Annotated in this window: 14 protein-coding genes; 11 read left to right on the top strand and 3 right to left on the bottom strand. The window is 71.3% G+C overall.

Annotated elements, in window-relative coordinates; translation table 11 throughout:
* The first annotated feature begins 33 nt into the window (after positions 1–33).
* Together ASD06_RS13215 and ASD06_RS13210 are read left to right on the top strand one after the other, a co-directional pair.
* The gene (locus ASD06_RS13215) at positions 34–1491 is read left to right on the top strand and encodes a gamma-aminobutyraldehyde dehydrogenase (protein ID WP_200942169.1); all 1458 of its coding nucleotides are present in this window, start codon (positions 34–36) and stop codon (positions 1489–1491) included.
* Positions 1492–1605: 114 nt separating this feature from the next.
* On the top strand, positions 1606–2139 hold the full coding sequence (locus ASD06_RS13210; RefSeq protein ID WP_056678403.1) for a pyridoxamine 5'-phosphate oxidase family protein: 534 nt from the start codon (positions 1606–1608) through the stop codon (positions 2137–2139).
* Here ASD06_RS13210 and ASD06_RS13205 read toward each other — a convergent pair.
* Together ASD06_RS13205 and ASD06_RS13200 are read right to left on the bottom strand one after the other, a co-directional pair.
* On the bottom strand, positions 2104–3429 hold the full coding sequence (locus tag ASD06_RS13205; protein ID WP_082538018.1) for a cytochrome P450: 1326 nt from the start codon (positions 3427–3429) through the stop codon (positions 2104–2106). The two genes, ASD06_RS13210 and ASD06_RS13205, sit on opposite strands and share 36 nt — an antisense overlap.
* A 140-nt stretch (positions 3430–3569) precedes the next feature.
* Positions 3570–5180: a PucR family transcriptional regulator gene (locus ASD06_RS13200; RefSeq protein ID WP_056678401.1), complete on the bottom strand. Its 1611-nt coding sequence runs from the start codon at positions 5178–5180 to the stop codon at positions 3570–3572.
* 266 nt (positions 5181–5446) lie between these two features.
* Here ASD06_RS13200 and ASD06_RS13195 point away from each other — a divergent pair, with 266 nt between their 5' ends.
* The 9 genes from ASD06_RS13195 to ASD06_RS13155 all read left to right on the top strand — a co-directional run bounded on the left by ASD06_RS13195 (position 5447) and on the right by ASD06_RS13155 (position 17167).
* A complete protein-coding gene (locus tag ASD06_RS13195; RefSeq protein ID WP_056678398.1) occupies positions 5447–6952 on the top strand; it encodes an aminobutyraldehyde dehydrogenase in 1506 nt (501 codons plus the stop codon).
* A gap of 70 nt (positions 6953–7022) precedes the next feature.
* Positions 7023–8237, top strand: coding sequence for a spermidine/putrescine ABC transporter substrate-binding protein (locus ASD06_RS13190; protein WP_056678395.1), 1215 nt, complete (start codon positions 7023–7025; stop codon positions 8235–8237).
* A gap of 2 nt (positions 8238–8239) precedes the next feature.
* A complete protein-coding gene (locus ASD06_RS13185) occupies positions 8240–9397 on the top strand; it encodes an ABC transporter ATP-binding protein (protein ID WP_056678584.1) in 1158 nt (385 codons plus the stop codon).
* On the top strand, positions 9394–10320 hold the full coding sequence (locus ASD06_RS13180) for an ABC transporter permease (RefSeq protein ID WP_056678392.1): 927 nt from the start codon (positions 9394–9396) through the stop codon (positions 10318–10320). The genes ASD06_RS13185 and ASD06_RS13180 overlap by 4 nt, the downstream gene beginning before the upstream one ends.
* A gap of 161 nt (positions 10321–10481) precedes the next feature.
* Positions 10482–11216, top strand: coding sequence for an ABC transporter permease (locus ASD06_RS13175; protein ID WP_369853749.1), 735 nt, complete (start codon positions 10482–10484; stop codon positions 11214–11216).
* Entirely contained in the window at positions 11213–12619 is a 1407-nt protein-coding gene (locus tag ASD06_RS13170; protein WP_056678391.1) for an FAD-binding oxidoreductase, read from the top strand. Before ASD06_RS13175 ends, ASD06_RS13170 begins: the two co-directional genes overlap by 4 nt.
* Before the next feature lie 274 nt (positions 12620–12893).
* Positions 12894–14387 carry a CoA-acylating methylmalonate-semialdehyde dehydrogenase gene (locus tag ASD06_RS13165; RefSeq protein WP_056678388.1) on the top strand — a complete coding sequence of 498 codons (1494 nt, stop codon included), beginning with the start codon at positions 12894–12896 and terminating at the stop codon, positions 14385–14387.
* Between the two features lie 37 nt (positions 14388–14424).
* Positions 14425–15438, top strand: a complete 1014-nt coding sequence (speB, locus tag ASD06_RS13160; RefSeq protein ID WP_056678385.1) for an agmatinase — start codon at positions 14425–14427, stop codon at positions 15436–15438.
* Between the two features lie 49 nt (positions 15439–15487).
* Complete coding sequence (locus ASD06_RS13155; protein WP_056678383.1) at positions 15488–17167, top strand: alpha-amylase family protein; 1680 nt, start codon at positions 15488–15490, stop codon at positions 17165–17167.
* A 45-nt stretch (positions 17168–17212) separates the two neighbouring features.
* Here ASD06_RS13155 and ASD06_RS13150 read toward each other — a convergent pair whose 3' ends face one another.
* Positions 17213–17992, bottom strand: coding sequence for an MBL fold metallo-hydrolase (locus ASD06_RS13150; protein WP_157371707.1), 780 nt, complete (start codon positions 17990–17992; stop codon positions 17213–17215).
* Position 17993: the final 1 nt, after the last annotated feature.

Genomic DNA, 17993 nt, shown 5'->3' with positions numbered 1-17993 from the left:
CCGGCGGCTACCCGTGCCACGACAGGAGCCGCAGTGAGCCAGCCGAGCACCGTCACCCCCCGTCGCCTGCGCAACTTCGTCGGCGGCGAGCACGTCGACCCCGACGCCCGCACCAGCCTCGAGCTGGTCAACCCGGCCACCGGCCAGGTCGTGGCCGAGGCGCCGGTGTCGAGCGAGCAGGACGTCGACCGTGCCTACCGGGCGGCGGCGCAGGCCTTCGAGACGTGGGGTCAGACCACGCCGAGCGAGCGCCAGCAGGCCCTGCTCAAGATCGCCGACGCGATCGAGGCCCGCGCCGACGAGCTCATCGCCCTGGAGTCGGAGAACACCGGCAAGCCGCGCGCCCTGACCGCGAGCGAGGAGATCCCGCCGATGGTCGACCAGATCCGGTTCTTCGCCGGTGCTGCGCGGGTGCTCGAGGGCCGCTCGGCCGGCGAGTACCTGAAGGGCCACACGTCGTGGGTCCGCCGCGAGCCCATCGGTGTCATCGGCCAGGTCACGCCGTGGAACTACCCGATGATGATGGCGGTCTGGAAGTTTGCGCCCGCCCTGGCGGCCGGCAACACGGTGGTGCTGAAGCCGAGCGACACCACACCCGAGACGACCCTGCTGATGGCCGAGATCGCGGCCGAGTTCCTGCCCCCGGGGGTGCTGAACGTCATCACGGGCAACCGCGACACCGGCCGTGCGCTGGTGGAGCACGAGATTCCGGCCATGGTGTCGATCACCGGCTCGGTGCGCGCCGGCATGGAGGTGGCGGGCTCGGCCGCGCGCGACGTCAAGCGGGTGCACCTCGAGCTCGGCGGGAAGGCGCCGGTGGTGGTCTTCGACGACGCCGACCTCGAGGCCGCGGCCGAGGCGATCGCCGTCGCGGGCTACTTCAACGCCGGCCAGGACTGCACCGCGGCGACGCGCGTGCTCGCCGCCCCCGGCATCCACGACGACTTCGTGGCCGCGCTGGCCGAGCAGGCGCGTGCGGCCAAGGTGGGCCTGCCGGACGACGAGGACGCGCTGCTCGGCCCGGTCAACAACGTGCACCAGCTCGGCCGCGTCGCGGGCTTCGTCGACCGGCTCCCCGACCACGCGCGCATCGCGGCGGGCGGCGCACGGGTCGAGGGGCTCGGTGACGGCTTCTTCTACCAGCCGACGGTGCTCGACGGCCTGCGCCAGGACGACGAGGCGATCCAGAACGAGATCTTCGGCCCGGTGATCACGGTGCAGCAGTTCAGTGACGAGGCCCAGGCCGTCGCCTGGGCGAACGGCGTCAACTACGGCCTGGCGTCGTCGGTGTGGACCAAGGACTTCGGCAAGGCGATGCGGATGAGCAAGGCGCTGGACTTCGGCTGCGTCTGGATCAACACCCACATCCCGCTGGTCGCCGAGATGCCGCACGGCGGCTTCAAGCACAGCGGGTACGGCAAGGACCTGTCGATGTACGGATTCGAGGACTACACGCGCCTCAAGCACGTCATGGCGAACCTCGACTCCTGACCTGCCACCGGCGTGTGGGGCCCCTGCGACGTCTGAGGGCCCGGCCGGGCGCGACGACGTTGCTGGCGTTGCGCTTCGTCCAGTCTGTCGGCGGCTGGCTCTAGCGTGGCGGCCATGTACGAGACCGAGGCGGAGATCGAGGCCCTGCAACGACTGCTGGACGCGTCGTACGGCGAGGCGACTGACCACCTGCGCGGCATCATCGGGGACGATCGCCGCCTCACGGCGCGCGACCTCGTCGGCCTGCTCACCGGCATGAAGGTCATCACGGTGGCCACCGTGACGGCGCGGGGGGAGCCGCGGATCAGCGCGCTCGACGGGCACTTCCTGCACGGCACCTGGTCGTTCGGCACGAGCGGCACCGCGGCCAAGGCGCGGCACATGGCCGCCCGGCCGGCCGTCAGCGTGGCGCACGTCGACGGCGAGCAGCTGGCGGTGTTCAGCCACGGCCGGGTCGAGCGGATGCAGCCGGCGGACGCCGACTGGGCGCCCGTGCTCGAGCACTGGACGGCGCACTACGGCAGCTCGCCGCTGGAGTGGGGTGACGGGCCCGACGACATCGCGATGTACCGGTACCGCCCCACGTGGATGGTCGGCTACGCCGCCGACCGCTCAGAGCTGCTGGCGGCTCGGGGCGTCGACGGCTGAGCGCGGCTGCGCCGGTCGCAGGCGCACGGGCAACGACTCGATGCCGTACACCACCGACAGCTCCCGAAACGTCAGGTCGTCGGGTGAGCAGGCCAGCTCGACGTCCGGGAAGCGCTCGGCGATGGCGCGAAACGCCGTCCGCAGCTCCATGCGCGCGAGCTCGGACCCCACGCAGCGGTGGAAGCCGTGGCCGAACGCCAGGTGCGAGCCCGGCTCGCGCGTCGGGTCGAAGCGAACCGCCCCCGACGCCAGGCGCTCGTCGCGGTTGGCGCCGCTGAGCGAGACGAGCACGACGTCGCCGCGACGCACCTCGTGGCCGAACAGCTCGAGGTCGTACCGGGCGAAGCGGGGGAAGGCCGTCTGCACCACGCCGAGGTAGCGCAGCAGCTCCTCGACGACGGCGTCGAGCTCCGCGCCGCCGCGCCGGGCGAGCTCGAGCGCCTCGGGGTGCTGGGTGAGCACGAGCGTGCCGAGCGCCAACATGCTCGCCGACGTCTCGTAGCCACCGAGGAACACACCGTCGGCCAGGCCCGCGAGGTCGACGTCCTCCAGCTCGTCGCCGTGGTCGCGGATGAGGGCGCCGATGAGCCCGTCGCCGGGCTCGGCCCGCTGCTCGGCGACCACCTGGAACAGGAACTCGCGCGACTTCGAGGCCGCACCGAACAGCCCGGCCCCGCCCTGCGACAGGTCGAAGCGGGCGGCGCCCATCGCGCGGAACTCCTCACGCTCCTCCAGCGGCACACCGAGCAGCTCGCAGATCACCTGGAACGGCACCGGGAACGCGAACGCGCGTACCAGGTCGGACACTTCGCCGGCCTCCTGCGCGACGTCGAGCTGGTGGTGCACGATCTGCTCGATCCGCGGCTGCAGCCGGGCCAGTCGCCGCTTGGTGAACTCGGGGGTGAGCAGGCCGCGCAGGCGCGTGTGCACCGGCGGGTCGGTGAAACCCAGGCCGCCGATCGAGTGCACTGGCGTGCTGCCGGCGCTGGCCACCATGGGCCGGATGTCGTTGCTGTAGCTCGTCGTGTCGGCGAGCACCGCCCGCGCCTCGGGGTAACCCGTGACGAGCCAGACGTTGAGCCCGAACACGTGCATGAGCCGGCTCACCGGCGGCCGCTCCCGGCGGGCGCCCACGCGCACCCGAGGGTCGAGCCCCTCGCGCTGGAAGGGCACCTTGAACGCCTTCGGGACCACCGAGATCCGTGACAGGTCAACACCACCGGACGACGCCGCCCGGGTGAGCAGCCGACGTCCGATCCACCGGCTCACCGGTGCGGTCAGGCTGACCATGTGACCCCCTCGCTGACGAGCACCCCACTGCCGGCGGGCTGCCGGCTGCACCCCCGACGGGCGCACCTCACTGTGCGGCAGAGCGCACGCACGACGCTATCGGGGATGTCCCCGAGATCCGGCCCGAATTCGCGCTCTGGTCAGGCAGTGTCGCGGGCCAGCAGCGCCACGTGCAGGGCCAGGCAGGTCTCGACGTCGTCGAGGTCGACGCCGAGCACCTGGCCCAGCCGCGTCAGGCGGTCGTAGAAAGCCGGTCGCGACAGGTGCAGGGCGCTCGCGGCCGCCGACTTGTTGCGGCCGGCGTCGAGGTAGGCGCGCAGCACGCCCACCAGGTCGTCGCCCCGCTCGAGCAAGGGCCCGAGCTCGCGCTCGACGAAGGTCTCGATGCGGGCGTCCCCGCGCAGCAGGGCGAGCAGCCCCCGCACGCCCACGTCGTGCAGCCGCACGAACCCCGGCGCCCACGGCAGGTGCGACGCCGCGTCCGCCACCTGCTGGGCCTCGACCACGCTGCGGCGGGCGTCGCGCAACCCTGCGACCACCGTGCCGGCTGCCAGCAGCAGCTGGCGGTTGTCGGCGCCCGCGAGGCGGTAGCGCACCACGCGCTCCACGGCGTGGGCCAGCCGGCCGAGCAGCGCGGAGTCGTCGTCGCGCCGGTCGAGTGCCACGAGCACGCCCACGCTGCGCTCGTCGATCGACCCGATGAGGGCGGCGGTGCCGGCGTCGCGGGCCGCCTGCGCCACGGCGTCGGCGAGATCGCGCAGCCGCGCCTGCGTGGCCAGGGTGGCGGCCGACCTGGGCTCGCGCCAGCGCACCACGGCACCCAGCAGGCGGCGGCCCTCCAGCGGCACCCCGAGCGCCCGGGCCCGCAGGCCGATCTCGGCGTCGGGGTGCTGGTGCTCCATCAGGGCCGTGAGCAGCGTGCGGTGCGTCTGTCGCTCCAGGCCCTCGCGGTCGCGGGCGATCAGCCGCTGCAGGGCCAGCGTGGTGGCCGTGCGCTCGACGAGCATGAGGTCGTGCGGGTGCGGGTCGTCCGGAGGGCGTACGAGCACCAGCCGGCCCCAGTCCTCGCCGCGCGCCCCCACCGTGGCCACGACCCACCCGGAGAGGGGGTCGACCCCGGCCCGACCGGGGACGCGCACCGCGCGCGAGCGCTGCTGCCAGCGCGACAGCAACGTGCTGTCGTCGTGTCCCGCGGCATCGTGCTCCACCACCAGGTGACCGGGCGTCTCCAGGACGACGGGTGCGCCGGCCATCCGGGCGGCCTGCCGCACGATCTCGGCGGTGTCGGCGCCCTCGACGGCGAGCTCGGTGAAGGTCTCGTGCAGCGCCTGCGCCTGGCGCAGCGAGCTGATCTGCCCGTCGATGACCAGGCTGTGCACGGCCTCGGTGACCTCGATGAAGGCGACCGGCTGGGTGAGCTCGATCAGCGGCAGGCCGCTGCGCTCGGCCGCTCGCACCATCGCGCTCGGCACCCGCCCGGCGTACGCCCGGCCGAGCTCGACGACCAGGCCGGCGACCGGCAGGGCCGCCAGCGTGCGCACGAACTCCACGATGCCCTCGTCGGTGCGCGGCAGCGCCACGCCGGTGGTGAGGATCAGCTCGTCACCGCGCAGCAGCTCGCTGATGTCGGCCACCTCGGCGACGTGCGCCCAGCGCACCGGGTGGTCGAGGTGGTCGGCGCCTGCGACGACGTGCGGGCGACCCGCCGCGAGCACCGGCAGCTCGAGGACGGCACCGAGGGTGGGCAGCACGGGTGCTCCTTTCGCGCACGACCGGGGGAGGTGAGTCCCGACAGTCTGTACTGGCCGCCCGCCGACAGCAGGCAGTCTGTCGCCCACGGTAGCCGCCATGGTCGCCGCTGACAGCACGCGGGGTCAATCGTGCTTCGTGTCAAGCACGCTAGATTTCGTTGAGGTAACGGCTTGCGGCGACGGAATCCCTTGAAAACCCTTGTCTGCCCTGACCCCGCGTGTCACGATCATCCAGTTGCAGGAACACACAGTGCACAGGAGGCGGCGTGGCGGATCTGAGCGCGGGCCACCAGTGGATCGACGGGCGCCGGCGCAGTGCGCTCGCTGGTGACGCCGCCCCGCGGCACGACGTGGTCGACCCCTCGACCGGCGAGCGGGTCGAGACCGCGGCGCTCGCGGGACCGGCGGACGTCGACGCCGCCGTCGCGGCCGCGGTGAGCGCACAGGCCGACTGGGGCCGCGCGACGCCGGGGGAGCGGTCGAGCGCCATGCTCCGCCTCGCGGCCGAGCTCGACGCGGCGGCTGAGGATCTCGCCCAGACCGAGACGTCCCAGACCGGCAAGCCGATCCGGCTCAGCCGTGAGTTCGACGTGCCCGGCACCATCGACAACACGGCCTTCTTCGCCGGCGCCGCGCGCCTCCTCGAGGGCCGCGCGACGGGCGAGTACTCGCCCGACCACACGTCGTCCGTGCGTCGCGAGCCGCTCGGCGTCGTCGGGTCGATCGCTCCCTGGAACTACCCGCTGCAGATGGCTGCCTGGAAGGTCCTGCCGGCGATCGCGGCCGGCAACGCCATCGTGCTCAAGCCGAGCGAGCTGACGCCGCTGACCGCGCTGATGATGGCCGAGGCGGCCCAGCGGGCGGGCATCCCGGACGGTGTCGTCAACGTCCTCACCGGAGCCGGTCAGGGCGCGGGCGAGCACCTCGTGTCGCACCCGGACGTCGCGATGGTGTCGTTCACCGGCAGCTCGGCCGTCGGGCAGCGCGTCATGGCCCTGGCCTCGGCGAGCGCCAAGCGGGTGCACCTCGAGCTGGGTGGCAAGGCTCCGTTCGTGGTGTTCGACGACGCCGACCTGGAGGCGGCCGTGCACGGCGCGGTGGCCGGAGCGCTCATCAACACCGGTCAGGACTGCACGGCTGCGACCCGGGCGATCGTGCACCGCTCGCTGTTCGACGCCTTCGTGGCCGGCGTGGCCGACCTGATGACCGCCGTCCGGCTCGGCGACCCGCGCGACGAGGCGACCGACCAGGGGCCGCTCATCAGCCGCACGCACCAGGAGCGGGTGGCCGCGCACGTCGAGCGCGCCCGCGCCGCCGGCGCCAAGATCGTCTGCGGTGGCGCCGTACCGGGTGGCGCGCTGGCGCGCGGCGCCTACTACGAGCCGACCCTGGTCAGCGGCGTCGACGCCTCGGCGGCGATCTGGCGCGACGAGGTGTTCGGCCCGGTGCTGGTGGCCGTGCCGTTCGACACCGACGACGAGGCGATCGCCCTGGCGAACGACACCGTCTACGGCCTCGCCGCCTCCGCCTGGACGCGCGACGTCGTCCGGGCCGCTCGCGCGACGCGCGAGATCCAGGCCGGCTGTGTCTGGGTCAACGACCACATCCCGATCGTGAGCGAGATGCCGCACGGTGGCGTGAAGGCATCTGGCTTCGGCAAGGACATGAGCGCCTACTCGCTCGAGGAGTACACCAGCATCAAGCACGTCATGACGGACGTGACCGGCGTCGCCCGAAAACCCTGGCACCGCACGGTCTTCAGTACCCCCTGACCCTCTCGGCGACCCTCTCGCCCCGCACGACGACCGACTGGCACGACCGCCCCCACCGGAAGGACACCTCATGAGCCCCCGTAAGACCCCTGACCCCCAAGCGGTCGCGCTGGCCCGAGGCATGCTGAGCCGTCGCACGCTGCTCAGCTCGATGGGAGCGCTGGGCGTCGCCGGCGTCCTCGCGTCCTGCGGCACCAAGGGCACTGCCAGCAAGACCGCGCCGTCGAACCAGGCCGCGGCCACGGACCTGTCCGAGACCGAAAAGGTCGTGAAGTGGTCGAACTGGCCCGAGTACATCGACGTCGACGACAAGACGCAGGCCCACCCGACGCTGGACGCGTTCGAGAAGAAGACCGGCATCAAGGTCGCCTACACCGAGGACTACAACGACAACGACGAGTTCTTCGCCAAGGTCAAGCCTCAGCTGCAGGCCGGTCAGGACACCGGCCGTGACGTGTGGTGCAGCACCGACTGGATGGTCGCCCGCCTGATCCGGCTGAACTGGGTGCAGAAGCTCGACAAGGCCAACATCCCCAACGCCCAGAACCTCGAGCCCTCGCTGCAGAACGTCGAGTTCGACCCGGGCCGCCAGTACTCCCTGCCCTGGCAGAGCGGGTTCACTGGCATCGCCTACAACCCCAAGGCCACGGGCGGCAAGAAGATCGAGAGCGTCGACCAGCTGCTCACCGACCCCTCGCTCAAGGGCAAGGTCACGCTGCTCACCGAGATGCGCGACACCGTCGGCCTGGTGATGCTCGCGATGGGCAAGGACCCCGCGAAGTTCACCGACGCAGACTTCAACGCCGCCATCGACGAGCTCAAGAAGGCCAAGGACTCCGGGCAGCTGCGCGGGTTCACGGGCAACGAGTACGGCAAGCCCCTGGCTGCCGGCGACATCGCCGCCTGCTTCGCCTGGACCGGCGACGTCGTGCAGCTGCAGGCCGACAACCCCGCCCTCGGCTACGCCCTGCCTTCCACGGGCCACATGATCTGGTCGGACAACTTCGTCATCCCCAACAAGGCCCAGCACAAGAAGAACGCCGAGAGGCTCATCAACTACTACTACGACCCCGCCGTCATGGCTCAGGTCGAGGACTACGTGAACTACATCGCGCCGGTGAAGGGCACGAAGGACGCCCTGCTCAAGCAGGACCCGTCGGTGGCGAAGAACCCGCTGATCTTCCCGAACGACGCCGTGCTCGCGCAGTCCCACGTCTTCCGCGGCCTGTCGGAGGCCGAGGAGACGAAGTACACCCAGGCCTTCCAGTCCCTGATCGGAGCGTGACGATGGCGGCCCAACGCAACGACCCCGGGGGAGACCTGCGGATGGTCGGCCTGACCAAGCGCTTCGGGGACTTCACGGCGGTCGACGACCTCGACCTCGTGATCCCGCAGGGGTCGTTCTTCGCCCTGCTCGGCCCCTCCGGCTGCGGCAAGACCACCACCCTGCGCATGGTGGCGGGGCTGGAGCGGCCGACGTCCGGGCAGGTGCTGATCGGTGACGACGAGATCACGAACGCCAAGCCGTACCAGCGCCCGGTCAACACGGTGTTCCAGAGCTACGCGCTCTTCCCGCACCTCAACATCGTCGAGAACGTCGAGTTCGGGCTACGGCGACGCGGGGAGAAGGACACGCGGCAGCGGGCGATGGAGGCGCTGGAGCTGGTCCAGCTGGCGCACCTGGCCACGCGCAAGCCCGGGCAGCTGTCAGGTGGGCAGCAGCAGCGCATCGCCCTGGCCAGGGCCATCGTCAACCGGCCGTCGGTGCTGCTGCTGGACGAGCCCCTCGGCGCGCTCGACCTCAAGCTGCGTCGGCAGATGCAGATCGAGCTCAAGCGGATCCAGCTCGAGGTGGGCCTGACGTTCGTCCACGTGACGCACGACCAGGAGGAGGCCATGACCATGGCCGACACCATCGCCGTCATGAACGCCGGGGTCATCGAGCAGCTGGGCGACCCGGCGTCCCTCTACGAGCGGCCGAGCACGACGTTCGTGGCCAACTTCCTCGGGCAGTCGAACCTGTTGCCCGGCAAGGTGACCGGCTCGGACGGCGACGATCTCGTGATCGACGTCCAAGGGCAGTCGCTGCGCCTGCCGCGTGGACGCAGCGCGTCTCACGACGGCAACGTGTGGTTCGGCGTCCGGCCCGAGAAGCTGGTGATCCGCACCGAGGCCACCGCCGCTACCGGCAACCAGCTCACGGGGACGGTCACCGACACCTCGTTCACCGGGGTCTCGACGCAGTACCTCGTCAAGATGCCGTGGGGCCAGGAGCTCAACGTGGTGCAGCAGAACGACGGCACGCCGCCGCTGCGTCCCGGGCAGCAGGTCACGGTGCAGTGGGCTCCCCAGCACGGCTTCGCGCTGGATGCGGCCCAGGACGCGCACGCGGGCGAGGAGCGGGAGACGGACGGCCAGGCCGTGCTGGCCGGCAGCGCCTCATGAGCGCCCTGGCCCACGGCGGGGCTGCGCCGGGCGCCGGCGCGCCTCAGGTGGAGGCGCCCGCTCGCAGCCGCAAGACGCCGTACCTGCTGCTGCTGCCGGGCATCTTGTGGCTCACGGTCTTCTTCGTCGTGCCCATGGTGTTCTTGGCCTCGACGTCGCTGCAGCAGGGGTCACTGGAGCAGGGCTACGCCCTCACCTGGCACTTCGGCACCTACGTCGACGCGTTGAAGAACTACTACCCCCAGTTCATCCGCTCGCTGGGCTACGCGGCCTCGGCCACGATCCTCGGCGCGCTCATCGGTTACCCGCTGGCCTACGCCATCGCGTTCAAGTCCGGGCGGTGGAAGAACTTCCTGCTGGTGCTCGTCATCGCGCCGTTCTTCACCAGCTTCCTCATCCGCACGCTGGCGTGGCAGACCATCCTGTCCAACGGCGGCCCCGTGGTGCGCTTCGTCAACTGGAGCCACCTCATCGACGTCCTGCAGTTCCTGGGACTCACCAGCAACGACCAGCTGATGGCGTCGAAGTTCGCGGTGATCACCGGTCTGACGTACAACTTCCTGCCGTTCATGGTGCTGCCGCTGTACGCCAGCCTCGAGCGGCTCGACCCGCGACTGCTCGAGGCCGCCGGTGACCTGTACGCCAGCCCCTTCACCGGCTTCCGCAAGGTGACCCTGCCGCTCTCGCTGCCAGGTCTGGTGGCCGGCACGCTGCTCACGTTCATCCCGGCGGCCGGTGACTACATCAACTCCAAGCTGTTGGGCAGCACGAACACCACGATGATCGGCCAGGTCATCGACGGGGAGTTCCTGCGTGTGCTCGACTACCCGACTGCGGCAGCGCTGTCGTTCGTCCTGATGCTCACCATCGTGGTGCTGGTGTCGGTGTACGTCCGGCGGGCCGGTACGGAGGAGCTCGTCTGATGCGCCACAACCTCATGACGTGGTTGCTCGTCGTCGTCGTCGCGGTCGACGTCCTGGTCCTGGCGGCGCTGCTCATCCGTGCAGCCGCCCGCGGTCAGGGGCCGATCTCGTGGGTGCGCGAGCACGTCATCTCGCTGGTGGCCGCGGCGGTCTTCGAGTACATGCTGCTGCCGAACGTCGTCGTCGTGCTGTTCTCCTTCAACAACCCCACCGGGCGGTTCAACTACGAGTGGGCGCGGTTCTCGTTCAACGCCTGGCTCCACCCGTGCGGCGCCGCCGGCCTGTGCAGCTCGTTGTCGCTCTCGCTGAAGATCGGCCTGCTGGCGACGCTCGGGGCGACGGTGCTCGGGACCCTGGCGGCGTTCGCTCTGGCGCGGCACCGCTTCCGCGGGCGCGCGGCGACGAACCTGCTCATCTTCCTGCCCATGGCCACGCCCGAGGTCGTCATGGGTTCGAGCCTGCTGACGCTGTTCATCGGGATGGGCCTGCCGCTGGGGCCGCTCACGATCCTGATCGCGCACATCATGTTCTGCCTGTCGTTCGTCATCGTGACGGTCAAGGCGCGCATCGCCGGGCTCGACCCGCGGCTGGAGCAGGCCGCGATGGACCTCTACGCCAACGAGACGCAGACGTTCCTGCGCGTCACGCTCCCGCTGGTGGCGCCGGGCATCGCGGCCGCCGCGCTGCTGTCCTTCTCGCTGTCGTTCGACGACTACATCATCACGAACTTCAACGCGAGCTCGTCGTCGATCACCTTCCCGATGTACATCTGGGGTGCAGCGGCGCGCGGAACACCGGTGCAGATCAACGTGATCGGCACGGTCATGTTCGTGGTCGCCCTGCTCGCAGTCGGTGGCAGCCAGCTGGTGAGTGCCCGCCGCAACCGGCACGTGTGAACGCGGCACTGGGGCTCGACGGCGCGAGCTCGACGCCGTACTGGCTGGACTCCGCGCAGCGACCAGCTGCTCGCCCGCGGCTGATGGACGACGAGGCCGCTGACCTCGTCGTCGTCGGCGGCGGCCTCACAGGGCTCTGGGCCGCGCTCATCGCCCTCGAGGAGCAGCCCGGGCGCGACGTCCTGGTGATCGAGGGGCACCGGCTGGCGTGGGCGGCGTCCGGGCGCAACGGCGGCTTCTGCGCGGCGTCCCTGACCCACGGCGTGTCGAACGGGCACGACCGGTGGCCGTCCGAGCTGTCGGTGCTGGCGCGCCTCGGCCGCCAGAACCTCGACGCCATCGAGGAGGCCGTCGAGCGGTACGGGATCGACTGCGACTTCCGGCGTTCGGGTGAGCTCGATGTCGCCGTCGAGCCGTGGCAGCTCGACGGGCTGGCCGAAGAGCACGAGCTCGCGACGGCGGTCGGTGAGTCGTCGCAGCTGCTCGACGCGCGTGGGACGCGGGCACTGGTTGACTCGCCGACGTACCTCGGCGGTCGGTACGACGCGCGCGGCGTGGCGATGGTCGACCCGGCACGGCTCGTGTGGGGTCTCGCGGACGCCGTGGAGCGACTCGGCGGGCGGATCCGCGAGTCGACACGAGTCCTCGACGTCCTCGACCTGGGCGCGCGGGGCGGCGGGGGCGTCGTCGTCCGGACGCCGGACGCCAGCGTGCGTGCGCGGCAGGTAGTGCTCGGCACCAACGTCTTCCCGTCGCCGGTGAAGCGCTACCGGCCCTACGTCGTGCCGGTGTGGGACCACGTGATCGTCACCGAGCCGCTGAGCGACGACCTGCTCGCCACCATCGGCTGGGAGGGGCGGCAGGGCGTGGGCGACGCCGGCAACCAGTTCCACTACTACCGGCTGACCCCTGACCGGCGTCTGCTCTTCGGTGGTTACGACGCGCTGTACTACTTCGGCAACGACATGACGGCCCGGCGGGCGCGCAACGAGCGCACCGAGCACCTGCTGGCCGACCACCTCGTGCAGGCGTTCCCCGCGTTGCGCGGCCTGCGGGTGACGCACGCGTGGGGTGGCGCTATCGACACCTGCACGCGGTTCAGTGCGTTCTGGGGTCTCAGCCACGGCGGCCAGGTGGCGTCCGTGCAGGGGTACACCGGGCTGGGCGTCGGCGCCAGCCGCTTCGGCGCCCAGGTGTGCCTCGACCTGCTCTCCCAGCGTGAGAACGAGCGCACGGCGCTGGAGATGGTGCGCCGCAAGCCGGTGCCCTTCCCGCCCGAACCCTTGCGCTGGACGGGGATCCAGCTCACCCGCCGCGCGATCGCCCGCGCGGACGCGCGCCAGGGACGCCGTGGCCTGTGGCTGCGGGCGCTCGACCGCACCGGCCTGGGCTTCGACTCCTGAGCCGGTCCACCCCACCCCCCACCGTCCCCACCCCGCCCCACCGTCCCACCCCACGCCGTCCCCACCCCTCAGGTCACCGGGCGTTGATCACGTTCAGTGGGGGACACACCGCTTACCGAGGGGTGCAACCCTCGGGAAGCGGTGTGTCACCCAGGTAACGTGATCAACGTCGGAGCGGCTCGGGTGGCTCGGGTGACAGGGTGACGGGTACAGGCCGGGTTTAGCCGACACAGTGTCGGGTCGAAGGGCGTCGCGTTCCGCCCAGACTGGACGCATGACGACGCGCATCACGCACTGGATCGACGGCAAGCCCTACGGCGGCACCACGGAGCGCAGCGGGGACGTCTTCGACCCCGCCACCGGTCAGGTCACCGGACGCGTCGACCTCGCCGACGCGGCGACGGTCGACCAGGCCGTCGCGAGCGCGGCGTCCGCCGCCGAAGTCTGGGCCAACACCTCGCTCACGGCCCGCACGCGCGTGATGTTCGCCTTCCGCGAGCTGCTCGCCGCGCGCAAGGACGACATCGCCGCCGCCATCACGGCCGAGCACGGCAAGGTGCTCTCGGACGCCGCTGGCGAGGTGAGCCGTGGCCTCGAGGTGGTCGAGTTCGCCTGCGGCATACCGCATCTGCTCAAGGGCGACTTCAGCGAGAACGTCTCGACCAAGGTCGACGTCTACTCGATCCGGCAGGCCCTCGGCGTCGTCGCGGTGATCTCGCCCTTCAACTTCCCGGCCATGGTGCCGCTGTGGTTCGTGCCTGTGGCGATCGCCGCCGGCAACGCCGTGGTGCTGAAGCCGAGCGAGAAGGACCCCTCGGCGTCCCTGCTGATCGCTCAGCTGTGGGCCGAGGCCGGTCTGCCGGAAGGCGTCTTCACCGTCGTCCACGGTGACAAGGTGGCCGTCGACCGGCTGCTCGAGCACCCCGATGTCGCAGCGGTCTCGTTCGTGGGCTCCACACCCATCGCGCGCTACGTCTACGAGACGGGCACCCGCAACGGCAAGCGCGTGCAGGCCCTGGGGGGCGCCAAGAACCACATGCTCGTGCTGCCGGACGCCGACCTCGACCTCGTCGCGGACGCCGCCGTCAACGCCGGCTTCGGCTCGGCGGGTGAGCGGTGCATGGCGATCTCGGCGCTCGTCGCCGTCGAGCCCGTCGCCGACGACCTCATCGCCCGCATCCGCGAGCGCATGGCCACGCTGAAGATCGGTGACGGCCGTCGCGGCTGCGACATGGGTCCGCTCGTCACCCGCCAGCACCGCGACAAGGTGGCGTCGTACATCGACGCGGGCCGCGAGGCGGGCGCCACCGTGGTGGTGGACGGCCGCGGCCACGAGGTCGACGGGGCTGCCGAGGGCTTCTGGCTCGGGCCGACCCTCCTCGACCACGTCACGCCCCAGATGAGCGTCTACACCGACGAGATCTTCGGGCCCGTGCTGTCGGTCGTCCGCGTGCAGTCCTACGACGAGGGCCTCGCGCTCATCAACGACAACCCCTATGGCAACGGCACGGCCATCTTCACCAACGACGGGGGTGCCGCGCGGCGGTTCCAGAACGAGGTGCAGGTGGGCATGGTCGGCGTCAACGTGCCGATCCCCGTGCCGGTGGCCCAGTACTCGTTCGGCGGCTGGAAGGACTCGCTGTTCGGTGACAGCCACGCCTACGGTGAGGACGGCATCAAGTTCTTCACGCGCGGCAAGGTCGTCACCTCGCGCTGGCTCGACCCCAGCCACGGCGGCCTCAACCTCGGGTTCCCCCAGAACACCTGACCCCGCCACGGTGGAGGGGCCCAACTAGGGTGAGGCCATGACCCGGTACGGCGCGCAGTTCGGTCCTGACGTCACGTTCCTCGGCGTGGACCGTTGCGACCTCGACGACCCCTCCACCTACGAGGGGGCGGACGTGGTGATCGTCGGCGCGCCGTTCGACGGGGGGACGTCACACCGCCCCGGCACGCGCTTCGGCCCGCAGGCGATCCGGATGACCGACTACCTGCCGCACGACGGCTCGCGCCCGAGCCTGGCGCTGCGCACCGACGGGTTGCAGGACCTGCGCGTGGTCGATGCCGGCGACGTCGAGATGTACTCCGGCGACATCGAGACGGCGCTGCCCGCGCTCGAGGCGGCGGTCGAGAAGGTGGCCCGAGCCGGTGCCATCCCGGTGGTGCTGGGCGGCGACCACTCCATCGCCTACCCGGACGCCAAGGGCGTCGCGAACGTGCTCGGCCACGGTCGGGTCTCGATGATCCACTTCGACGCCCACGCCGACACCGGCGACATCGAGTTCGGCTCGCTGTGGGGGCACGGCCAGCCGATGCGCCGGCTCATCGAGTCGGGCGCGCTGCGCGGCGACCGGTTCCTCCAGGTCGGGCTGCGCGGCTACTGGCCGCCGCCCGAGACGCTCGACTGGATGGCTGGGCAGTCGATGCGCTCGTACGAGATGACCGAGATCGTGCACCGCGGCCTCGACGACTGCCTCACCGAGGCCTTCACCATCGCCACCGACGAGTGCGAGGGAGTGTTCCTCTCGGTCGACATCGACGTCTGCGACCCCGGGCACGCTCCCGGTACCGGCACCCCTGAGCCCGGGGGCCTGAGCGCCCGCCAGCTGCTCGACGCCGTCCGCCGGATCTGCCTGGAGCTGCCGGTGGTGGGGGTCGACGTCGTCGAGGTGAGCCCTCCGTACGACCACGCCGACATCACGGCGGCACTGGCGAACCGCGTGGTGCTCGAGGCGCTGAGCGCGATCGCCCGGCGGCGCCGCGACGCAGCAGGCGGCACGCCGTGGGACCCCTCGCTCCCGCTGCTCGACGGGCGGTAGTGGCCCAGCCGCGCTAGGAACGGTGGGTGCAGACCCAGGAGGCGCCCGCATGAGGATCACCAACACCAGCGACCTGTGGTGGAAGACCGCCGTGGTCTACTGCCTGGACGTCCAGACGTTCATGGACTGGAACGACGACGGCCAGGGTGACCTCCCGGGCCTGGCGCAGCGCATCGACTACCTCGCCGACCTCGGCGTCACCTGCCTGTGGCTCATGCCGTTCTACCCGACGGCGAACCGCGACGACGGTTACGACATCACCGACTTCTACGGCGTCGACCGGCGGCTGGGAACGCACGGCGACTTCGTCGAGGTGGTGCGCACGGCGCGCGACCGCGGCATGCGGGTCATCATCGACCTCGTCGTCAACCACACCTCCGACCAGCACCCGTGGTTCAAGGAGGCGCGGCGCAGCCTGGACTCGCCGCTGCGCGACTACTACGTCTGGCGCGCCGACCCACCGCCCGACACCTCCGACCAGGTGGTCTTCCCCGACCAGGAGGACAGCATCTGGGAGCTCGACGAGCGCACGGGCGAGTGGTACCTGCACCACTTCTACCGCTGGCAGCCCGACCTGAACGTCACCCACCCGATCGTGCGTGACGAGATCGCCAAGATGATGGGGTTCTGGCTCGAGCTGGGCGTCAGTGGCTTTCGGGTCGACGCGGTGCCGTTCCTCATCGGCGTCGACAACATCAGCGAGCAGGACCGTCGGCGCATGGGCGACCCGCACGACTGGCTGCGCGCCCTGCGCCAGGTGGTGAGCCGGCGTACCGGCGACGGCGTGCTGCTCGGCGAGGTCAACCTGCCGCACGACGGGCAGCTGGAGTTCTTCGGCGGTGACGCCGGCGACGAGCTGACGATGATGTTCGACTTCATCAGCATGCAGAACCTCTACCTCTCGCTGGCCCGGCAGGACGCGCGCCCGCTGGCGCAGGCGCTGACCCAGCGCCCGCAGATCCCGGACGACTGCCAGTGGGTGACGTTCGTGCGCAACCACGACGAGCTCACCCTCGACAAGCTGAGCGACGCCGAGCGCGAGGAGGTCTTCGCCGCCTTCGGGCCCGAGCCCGAGATGCAGCTCTACGGCCGCGGGCTGCGTCGCCGCGTACCACCGATGCTCGACGGCGACCCGCGCCGCATTCGCATGGTCTACAGCCTGCTGTTCTCGCTGCCTGGCACGCCGGCGCTGTTCTACGGCGAGGAGATCGGGATGGGGGAGGACCTCTCGGTGCCGGGCCGGCTCGCCGTCCGGACGCCGATGCAGTGGACCAGCGAACCCAACGGCGGGTTCTCCCAGGCGCAGCGCCGGCGCCTGGTGCGGCCGGTGGTCGAGGGAGGCTACGCGCCGGAGCACGTGAACGTGGCCGACCAGCGCACCGACCCCGAGTCGATGCTGGGGTTCGTCTCCCTGCTGATCCGCCGCTACCGCGAGTGCCCCGAGCTGGGCTGGGCGGACTTCGAGGTGATCGACCAGCCGCACGCCTCGGTGCTCGCGCACCGCTGCACCTGGGACGACGCGTCCATGGTGGCGCTGCACAACCTGTCACCCGAGGCGGTGGAGGTGCCGCTGCGAGTCGAGGGCTGCGGCGACGGCCACCGGCTGATGGACCTGCTGCAGGACGGCGGCCTGCGGCCCGACGCCAAGGGGCGGGTCGACGTCCGGCTCGACGGCTACGGCTACCGCTGGTTGCGGGTCGTCGAGCCGGGTAGCCGCCGCCTCATCTGAGCGGCCCGCCTCAAGGGGTCACCGCGCCTAAAGGGGTCACCGCGCCTAGAGGGGCCGCAGCGCCAGGGGGGTGGGGACGCCCGGATCGAGCACGCGCAGGTGCTCGTCGAGCCCCGCGTCGACGAAGGCGCGGACGACGTCGTCGACGCCCTCGCTGAAGTGCGCCCACGAGTCGGCGTGCACGGGTACGACCAGCGCATCGCCCAGCAGGCGCGCGGCCTCGACCGCGTCGGCGGCCGTCAGTGTCAGCGGTGCGTCGATCGACGGCGTCCGCGCCGCCCCGGCGAACAGCAGCGCGACGTCGATCTCGCCCACCCGCTCGGCGATCTCGTGCACGAGCTCGACGGCGGCGTTGTCGCCCGAGACGTACACGGTGGGCAAGCCGGCACCGCTCAGCACGAAGCCGGTGACCGTGCCGGTCTTCGGCTCGCAGCCTTCTGGTCCGTGCCGCGCCGGCACCGCAGTGACCACCAGCGCGCCGCCGTCCGGGCGCTCGAGCACTGCCCGCTCCCAGGGCGCCAGGCCGTGCACCGCGGGCTGCCGCTCAGCGGCCTCTGGTGTCGAGAACGCTACGGGCACCTGCGCGAGCAGGGCCTGGCCCGACGGGTCGAGGTTGTCAGCGTGCTGGTCGTGTGAGAGCAGGACGACGTCGACCGGGAGCACCGCTGCCGCGGTCAGCGCGGCGGGCGCCGTGCGCCGCAGCACGGCCCCCGACGGCGCGCGGTACTCGCCCGGCGGGTCGAAGGTGGGGTCGACGAGCAGCCGCAGGCCGCCCAGCTCGACGAGCGTCGTCGGGCCGCCGACGTGGGTCAGGGTGAGGTGCATG

This window comes from Angustibacter sp. Root456, assembly GCF_001426435.1.
Taxonomy (GTDB): domain Bacteria; phylum Actinomycetota; class Actinomycetes; order Actinomycetales; family Angustibacteraceae; genus Angustibacter.
This window is presented reverse-complemented; position numbering and strand designations above follow the sequence as displayed.

Bases quoted from the DNA above. Each gene is read 5' to 3' on its own strand.
- ASD06_RS13210 (WP_056678403.1), top strand. From the start codon at position 1,606: ATGTACGAGACCGAGGCGGAGATCGAGGCCCTGCAACGACTGCTGGAC.
- ASD06_RS13205 (WP_082538018.1), bottom strand. From the start codon at position 3,429: ATGGTCAGCCTGACCGCACCGGTGAGCCGGTGGATCGGACGTCGGCTG.
- ASD06_RS13190 (WP_056678395.1), top strand. From the start codon at position 7,023: ATGAGCCCCCGTAAGACCCCTGACCCCCAAGCGGTCGCGCTGGCCCGA.
- ASD06_RS13185 (WP_056678584.1), top strand. From the start codon at position 8,240: ATGGCGGCCCAACGCAACGACCCCGGGGGAGACCTGCGGATGGTCGGC.
- ASD06_RS13180 (WP_056678392.1), top strand. From the start codon at position 9,394: ATGAGCGCCCTGGCCCACGGCGGGGCTGCGCCGGGCGCCGGCGCGCCT.
- ASD06_RS13175 (WP_369853749.1), top strand. From the start codon at position 10,482: ATGCTGCTGCCGAACGTCGTCGTCGTGCTGTTCTCCTTCAACAACCCC.
- ASD06_RS13165 (WP_056678388.1), top strand. From the start codon at position 12,894: ATGACGACGCGCATCACGCACTGGATCGACGGCAAGCCCTACGGCGGC.
- speB (WP_056678385.1), top strand. From the start codon at position 14,425: ATGACCCGGTACGGCGCGCAGTTCGGTCCTGACGTCACGTTCCTCGGC.
- ASD06_RS13155 (WP_056678383.1), top strand. From the start codon at position 15,488: ATGAGGATCACCAACACCAGCGACCTGTGGTGGAAGACCGCCGTGGTC.
- ASD06_RS13150 (WP_157371707.1), bottom strand. From the start codon at position 17,992: ATGCACCTCACCCTGACCCACGTCGGCGGCCCGACGACGCTCGTCGAG.